Source organism: Streptomyces spiroverticillatus, assembly GCA_014650415.1.
GTDB lineage: Bacteria > Actinomycetota > Actinomycetes > Streptomycetales > Streptomycetaceae > Streptomyces > Streptomyces spiroverticillatus.
In genome coordinates this window covers 1-893 of record BMUX01000077.1, presented here as the reverse complement: position 1 = coordinate 893, position 893 = coordinate 1, and the positions used below count along the sequence as shown (strand labels likewise).

Below are 893 nucleotides of genomic sequence, written 5' to 3'. Positions count from 1 at the left end.
TCAGTATTGGGCGTTTCAAAGCGGGTACCGGAATATCAACCGGTTGTCCATCGACTACGCCTGTCGGCCTCGCCTTAGGTCCCGACTTACCCTGGGCAGATCAGCTTGACCCAGGAACCCTTAGTCAATCGGCGCACACGTTTCTCACGTGTGTATCGCTACTCATGCCTGCATTCTCACTCGTGAACCGTCCACAACTCGCTTCCGCGGCTGCTTCACCCGGCACACGACGCTCCCCTACCCATCCCAGCCCCCGTTGGGGGTACATGCTGGAATGACACGACTTCGGCGGTACGCTTGAGCCCCGCTACATTGTCGGCGCGGAATCACTTGACCAGTGAGCTATTACGCACTCTTTCAAGGGTGGCTGCTTCTAAGCCAACCTCCTGGTTGTCTCTGCGACTCCACATCCTTTCCCACTTAGCGTACGCTTAGGGGCCTTAGTCGATGCTCTGGGCTGTTTCCCTCTCGACCATGGAGCTTATCCCCCACAGTCTCACTGCCGTGCTCTCACTTACCGGCATTCGGAGTTTGGCTAAGGTCAGTAACCCGGTAGGGCCCATCGCCTATCCAGTGCTCTACCTCCGGCAAGAAACACACGACGCTGCACCTAAATGCATTTCGGGGAGAACCAGCTATCACGGAGTTTGATTGGCCTTTCACCCCTAACCACAGGTCATCCCCCAGGTTTTCAACCCTGGTGGGTTCGGTCCTCCACGAAGTCTTACCTCCGCTTCAACCTGCCCATGGCTAGATCACTCCGCTTCGGGTCTAGAGCGTGCAACTCAACCGCCCTGTTCGGACTCGCTTTCGCTACGGCTTCCCCACACGGGTTAACCTCGCTACACACCGCTAACTCGCAGGCTCATTCTTCAAAAGGCACGCAGTCACGA

1 rRNA gene is annotated in these 893 nt (G+C 57.0%); it reads right to left on the bottom strand.

The window, feature by feature from the left end:
* Window positions 1-893: ribosomal RNA gene (locus IE269_RS42770) — 23S ribosomal RNA — on the bottom strand; the annotation flags it as partial.